This is a genomic window from Melaminivora alkalimesophila (genome assembly GCF_000282995.1).
In the GTDB taxonomy this organism is placed as follows: domain Bacteria; phylum Pseudomonadota; class Gammaproteobacteria; order Burkholderiales; family Burkholderiaceae_C; genus Melaminivora; species Melaminivora alkalimesophila.
In genome coordinates, this window is sequence record NZ_ALEE01000317.1 from 1 (window position 1) to 5400 (window position 5400).

Below are 5400 nucleotides of genomic sequence, written 5' to 3' on the forward strand. Positions count from 1 at the left end.
TACCGCCCCATGAGCGTGTCGGTGGTGGGCGCGAGCAGCGTCAACCGCCAGCCCACTTCGGACAACCCGAACAACAGCGCCCAGTCCGGCGTGGGTTACCGCCGCACGGAGATGCGCGTGCAGCTGTCGGTGCGCACCAAGCTCGCCAGCGGCCTGCTCACGCCGGCGTATTCGAAGCGGCGCGACTCGCTCTGGGCGGGCTACACCCAGCAGTCGTACTGGCAGCTGTTCTCGCCCGGCATCTCGCGGCCCTTCCGCAACACCGACCACGAGCCGGAGATCATCTACGTCTACCCCACCGAGGCGCGGCTGCCCTTCGGCTGGCGCTGGCGCTACAGCGGCATCGGCCTGGTGCACCAGTCCAACGGCCAGAGCGACCCGCTGTCGCGCAGCTGGAACCGCGCCTACCTGATGACCGGCTTCGAGCTGGACGACCGCTGGAGCCTGTCCGCCCGCGTGTGGAAGCGCCTGCACGAGAGCGCCGAGAGCGACAACAACCCGGGCATCAGCAACTACGTGGGCCGCGCCGAGTTCGCCCTGGGCTGGAACGTGAACGAGGACCACCGCATCACGCTGACCACGCGCCACGCCCTGGCCGGCAGCGGCCGCGGCTCGGTGCGCCTGGACTGGATGCAGAGCCTGGGCACCAGCTTCGCCGGCCCGCGCACCAACCTGCGCCTGCACACGCAGCTGTTCTCCGGCTACGGCGACAGCATGATCGACTTCAACCGCAAACGCACGGTCTTCAGCGTGGGCCTGAGCCTGGTCGACTTCTGACCCCCGGCGGCCGTGCGCCGCCTCGGCCCGGAGATCTGACCACCGGTTACACCTTCGCCCCCGCCCCGGCTTGTGGCGGGCCGCCCTGGCCCAGACAATCGCCCTCCATGCGCCGATAGCATTTTCCCGGTGCGTGCAACTGGCTGCGCTTTGCCGCGGTATTCGGCGCTTCGGGCCGGGCGCCGCCTTCGCACAATCGCAGCGGTGTGGAGGAGACGATCATGAATCTGCAGTACCAGCTCAAGGCGGGCAGCTACTACCTGTACGACCTGCGCGATGCGCCCAGCGCCGTCACCGGCGAGCGCCGCTTCAAGCTCAAGACCGACACCGTCGCCATCGCCTTCGACCGCCACACCGGCGAGGTGCACCAGCACGGCAGCCCCACGCGCATCCAATCCTGGGCGGCCCACACGCGCCGCCGCCTGCGCGCCGCCGGCCGCCTGGAGGACGCCAATGATCTGGTCGTCGTCTCCGGCCCCCTGCCGGTGGACGAACTGAACAAGTGCCTGCGGGTGGCCGGCCACTGCCGGCGCCTGCTCGCGCGCCTGGCCAGCCTGCCGCACGGCAAGCTGCAGCCGCGCGCGGCCGATCCCTTCGCCTGGCGACAGGCCGCCTGAGCCCCGCCCGGCCCGGGCGCGGCCCTTGCCCTGCAAAGCCTCAAAGCGGCGCGGCGCCCTCGGCCGCACCGGCATCTTCCGCTTCCTGCGGCTCCGCGTGCTTGACCACCGTCACCGGCACCGGGCTCAGATGCACCAGCTGCTGCGAGACCGAGCCGAGGAAGGCCCCGCGCAGCCCGCCCAGGCCCCGCGCCCCCACGATCAGCGCATCGCAGCCGCAACGCTCGACCATGTCCACCAGCGTGGCGGCCACCGGCCCCAGCCCCAGCTCCGTCTCGTAGGACACGCCCGCCGCCTGCACCAGCGCGACGGCGTCCTGCAGCAGGTGCGTGCCGGCCCGGATGCTGGCCTGCGCCACGGCGTCGGCGCCCTGTGTCGCCAGCTCCAGCAGCGAAGCCTCCTCCTGCACGTGGCCCAGCACCAGCGTGGCCTGCAGCCCGCCGCGGCGCACCAGGTCGAGCGCATGGTGCACGGCGTCCAGCGACAGCGCCGATCCATCGACGGCGATCATGATCCTGAGCATCTTTCTTCTCCTTGGGGTTGCATTGCAGCCGCCAGTGTAGGTCGGGGCAGTCTGGGACAATCGCGCCCTTATGCTGCAATTCGACCTGCTTGCCACCGACCCCTCCAGCCACGCCCGGCGCGGGCGCCTCACGCTCAACCACGGCGTGGTGCAGACGCCCATCTTCATGCCCGTGGGCACCTACGGCACCGTCAAGGGCGTCATGCCGCGCAGCCTCACCGAGATGGGCGCGCAGATCATCCTGGGCAACACCTTCCACCTGTGGATGCGCCCGGGGCTGGACGTGGTGAAGGGCTTCGGCGGGCTGCACGCCTTCGAGCAGTGGGACAAGCCGATTCTCACGGACTCGGGAGGCTTTCAGGTCTGGTCGCTGGGGGCCATGCGCAAAATCACCGAAGAAGGCGTGCACTTTCGCAGCCCGGTCAATGGCGACAAATTGTTCATGTCGCCCGAGGTCAGCATGCAGATCCAGACGGTGCTCAACTCCGACATCGCCATGCAGCTCGACGAATGCACGCCGTACGAGACCAACGGCCAGCGGACGACCGAATCGGAAGCGCGCAAGAGCATGGAGATGAGCCGCCGCTGGGCCGCGCGCTCCAAGGCCGAGTTCGAGCGACTGGAAAACCCCAACGCGCTGTTCGGCATCGTGCAGGGCGGCATGTACGAGCACCTGCGCCAGGAATCGCTCGACGCGCTGGTCGAGATGGACTTCCCCGGCTATGCCGTGGGCGGCGTGAGCGTCGGCGAGCCCAAGGAGGAGATGCTGCGCATCATGGCGCACACGCCGCACCGCCTGCCCGCGAACAAGCCCCGCTACCTGATGGGCGTGGGCACGCCCGAGGACCTGGTCGAAGGCGTGGCGCAGGGCGTGGACATGTTCGACTGCGTCATGCCCACGCGCAACGCGAGGAACGGCACCATCTTCACACGCTACGGCGACCTGAAGATCAGGAACGCGCGCCACCGCGAGGACCACCGCCCGCTGGACACCACCTGCACCTGCCACGCCTGCGCCGGCACCTCGGGCGTGGCCTGGGACGACGGCGGGCGCGAGGGCTTCTCGCGCGCCTACCTGCACCACCTGGAGCGCTGCGGCGAGATGCTGGGCCCCATGCTCACCACCATCCACAACCTGCACTACTACCTGCAGCTCATGCAGGAGATGCGCGACGCGCTGGATGCCGGCCGCTTTGCGCAGTTCCGTGCGCAGTTCAAGAGCGACCGGGCCCGGGGCGTGTAAACGCTGTCTTTCTCCTGAGGGCTGACCCATGCTGACCGTCCACCACCTGGAAACCTCGCGTTCGCAGCGCGTCCTGTGGCTGCTGGAAGAACTGGGCGTGCCCTACGAGGTCCGGCGCTACGCACGCGACCCGCGCACCCGCCTCGCGCCGCCGGAGCTCAAGAAGATCCACCCCCTGGGCAAGTCGCCGGTCATCACCGACGGCGAGGAGGTGGTCGCCGAGTCCGGCGCCATCCTCGAATACCTGGCCGAGCGCTACGGTGCCCAGGCCACGGGCGATCTGGCGCAGCTGGTGCCCGCGCCCGGCACGTCCGCGCACCGGCACTGCCGCTTCTTCATGCACTACGCCGAGGGCTCGCTGATGAACTGGCTGGTCATGAAGCTGGTCTTCCAGAGCCTGCCGCGCCAGCCCATGCCCTTCTTTGCCCGGCCCATCGCGCGGGCGGTCTGCGCCGGCGCGCAGCAGAAGCTGGTGGACCCGAACCTGGCTGCGGCGCTCGCCTTCCTGGAGCAGCACCTGGCGCAGCACACCTGGTTCGCCGGCGAATCCTTGAGCCTGGCCGACTTCCAGATGAGTTTTGCGGTCGAGGCGCTGCTGTCGCGCGCCGACGGCGCCGGCACCCAGTCACCCCACCTGCTGGCGCTGCGCGAGCGCATGCGTGCCCGCCCCGCCTGGCAGCGCGCGCTGGCCAAGGGCGGGCCGGTGCTGATGGCCTGAGACGCTCGCCCCATCCACCTTTTTCCCTCAGGCAGGCCCGCCGGGCGCGCCACCCGCGGCCGGCGCCTCGGTCGCGGGCGCGGCTGCCGTGCCACAGGCGTGGCAGAAGCGCGCGAAGGCGCTCTTGCGGGTCGAACACGCGCCGCAGCGCTCGAACAGGCCGATGCCACAGTGCGGACAGAAGTCGATGGTCTCGTTCTTCAGGTCCACCGGCCGCTCGCAACCCGGACACACTCCCTTGCCCAGGCGCGCCAGCGCCGCGTCGTAGCCCAGGTCGCGCCGGCGCTGCGCATCCGGCAGGCTCTCGGCCTGGCGCTGGCGCTCCAGGTAGCGGTTCAACGCCAGGATGGCGTAGCGCCCGACCAGCACCGTGACCACGATGCCCACCGCATAGCGCACATAGCCTCCGTAGCTCGGCAGGTAGGGCACGAGTTCGACGAAGAAGGCGAACAGGGCAAAGAAGATGAAGCCCCAGACGAAGGGCCACCAGGTGCTCTTGCGCTTCCTGGCGAACAGCCAGCCCGCCGCCACCAGCAGCGGCAGGGTCAGCGCCAGCCGGTAGAGGAACACACGCAGTTCCACCCGGCGCTGCTCGGCCGCCAGGCGCTCGCGCCCCTCGCGCTCCAGCGCCTCCAGCCGCCGCAGCGCCCGGTCGGCCCCCTGGCGCGCATCGAGCAACGCCTGCTCCTGTGCTTCCACCGCCTGGTGGGCGCGGCGCTCGCCCTCCTTGAGCACGTCGAGCCGCCGCGTGCGGGCGAGTACTTCCGGATCGTGCTCGGCGCGCTGCGTGGCGCTGCGCGTCGCCAGCCACTGGTTGAAACTCTCGCGCTCGGCGCGCGCCTCGCTCAGCGCGCGGGAGCGCTGCAGCTGCGCCTGCTCCAGCGCCGCCTGGGCCTGCTCCTGCACCTCGCGCGCCGCCTTCACCTGCGCACGCAGCGGCTGCACCGCCTGCGGATCCAGGAAGTCGTCCAGCTGCAGCGGCGCCTCCACCTTCGGCAAGTCGCCGACGACGGTCCCGCCCAGGCCGATCAGGAAGCCCGCAAACACGAACGCCACCAGCCACAGGCCGCGGCGAAACCATTTTTCCGACAGGCGCAATGCCTTGCTCATGACAACTCCTCTGGTGTGGTCTTGCTGCGGCCGCGCCGCAGATGCCGAGAATGTGCCCCATGACTGCCCTGCCCACTCCCGAGCCTCCGCCGGCGCAGCACATCCTCGCGGATCTGGCGGATGCGCTGATCTATGCCGACCGAGGCGGCACCATCCGACTCTGGAACACCGCCGCCGCGGCACTGTTCGGCTTCAGTGCCGAGGAAGCCCTGGGCCAGAGCCTGGACCTGATCATCCCCGAACACCTGCGTGCCGCCCACTGGCGCGGCTACGAGCGCGCGATGGAGCGCGGCGCCACCAGCCGGGGGGCCGAGGTGCGCACCACGCGCGGCGTGCACAAGGACGGCCGGCGCCTGTACGTGGACATGAGTTTCTGCGTGGTCACGGACGGCGCGGGCCGGGTGCTCGGCTC

The 5400-nt window shown here is 70.3% G+C and carries 7 protein-coding genes; 5 read left to right on the forward strand and 2 right to left on the reverse strand.

What is annotated here, in order from left to right:
- Both A612_RS05885 and A612_RS05890 read left to right on the forward strand, forming a co-directional pair.
- Window positions 1-777 (forward strand): phospholipase A (locus A612_RS05885; protein ID WP_019373598.1); only part of this gene is annotated, 777 nt, incomplete at its 5' end.
- Between the two features lie 221 nt (window positions 778-998).
- The gene (locus A612_RS05890; RefSeq protein WP_019373599.1) at window positions 999-1394 is read left to right on the forward strand and encodes a hypothetical protein; all 396 of its coding nucleotides are present in this window, start codon (window positions 999-1001) and stop codon (window positions 1392-1394) included.
- Window positions 1395-1434: 40 nt separating this feature from the next.
- Here A612_RS05890 and A612_RS05895 read toward each other — a convergent pair whose 3' ends face one another.
- Window positions 1435-1917 (reverse strand): universal stress protein, encoded by a 483-nt coding sequence (locus A612_RS05895; RefSeq protein WP_019373600.1) that lies wholly within the window; start codon window positions 1915-1917, stop codon window positions 1435-1437.
- A 70-nt stretch (window positions 1918-1987) separates the two neighbouring features.
- On the opposite strand from A612_RS05895, the gene tgt reads away from it, so the two are divergent.
- Entirely contained in the window at window positions 1988-3160 is a 1173-nt protein-coding gene (gene tgt, locus A612_RS05900) for a tRNA guanosine(34) transglycosylase Tgt (RefSeq protein ID WP_019373601.1), read from the forward strand.
- A gap of 28 nt (window positions 3161-3188) precedes the next feature.
- A complete protein-coding gene (locus A612_RS05905) occupies window positions 3189-3878 on the forward strand; it encodes a glutathione S-transferase family protein (RefSeq protein ID WP_019373602.1) in 690 nt (229 codons plus the stop codon).
- A 27-nt stretch (window positions 3879-3905) separates the two neighbouring features.
- Here the strand turns inward: A612_RS05905 and A612_RS05910 are convergent, their stop codons facing one another.
- Complete coding sequence (locus tag A612_RS05910) at window positions 3906-4988, reverse strand: serine endopeptidase (RefSeq protein WP_019373603.1); 1083 nt, start codon at window positions 4986-4988, stop codon at window positions 3906-3908.
- Between the two features lie 59 nt (window positions 4989-5047).
- Here A612_RS05910 and A612_RS05915 point away from each other — a divergent pair.
- The coding region (locus tag A612_RS05915) for a PAS domain-containing protein (protein ID WP_019373604.1) at window positions 5048-5400 on the forward strand (353 nt) is incomplete at its 3' end.

What these genes read in the sequence shown, in the direction of transcription:
- A612_RS05905 (WP_019373602.1), top strand. Translation starts at nt 3,189, where the DNA reads ATGCTGACCGTCCACCACCTGGAAACCTCGCGTTCGCAGCGCGTCCTG.
- tgt (WP_019373601.1), top strand. Translation starts at nt 1,988, where the DNA reads ATGCTGCAATTCGACCTGCTTGCCACCGACCCCTCCAGCCACGCCCGG.
- A612_RS05895 (WP_019373600.1), bottom strand. Translation starts at nt 1,917, where the DNA reads ATGCTCAGGATCATGATCGCCGTCGATGGATCGGCGCTGTCGCTGGAC.
- A612_RS05890 (WP_019373599.1), top strand. Translation starts at nt 999, where the DNA reads ATGAATCTGCAGTACCAGCTCAAGGCGGGCAGCTACTACCTGTACGAC.
- A612_RS05910 (WP_019373603.1), bottom strand. Translation starts at nt 4,988, where the DNA reads ATGAGCAAGGCATTGCGCCTGTCGGAAAAATGGTTTCGCCGCGGCCTG.